General features: G+C 59.7%; 1 protein-coding gene. It reads left to right on the top strand.

The window, feature by feature from the left end:
• On the top strand, positions 1-206 hold a 206-nt coding region (locus RRF55_RS29535), incomplete at both ends, for a hypothetical protein (protein ID WP_439419532.1).

Below are 206 nucleotides of genomic sequence, written 5' to 3'. Positions count from 1 at the left end.
AGACACGACGCCGGGTGGCGCCTGGTGGGGTGCGAGCGACTTCGTCGGCATCCTTCAGATGACCTACCCGTACACCAAGAACGTCGAGATCTGGTGGAGTGGTCAGAATCCGAAGATGGGAAGCCTCAAGACTCCGATGGTTCCGACGGGAGCGAACGGCACCTGGGGCGACTGGTCGAAGGAACAGACGATTCTTCCGAACAACA

Origin of the sequence: Klebsiella sp. K47, from assembly GCF_051858335.1 — a bacterium.
GTDB classification, from domain to species: Bacteria; Pseudomonadota; Gammaproteobacteria; order Enterobacterales; family Enterobacteriaceae; genus Klebsiella; species Klebsiella pneumoniae.
The sequence above is the reverse complement of the archived record's forward strand: the minus strand, read 5'-3'. Positions and strand labels throughout refer to the sequence as shown.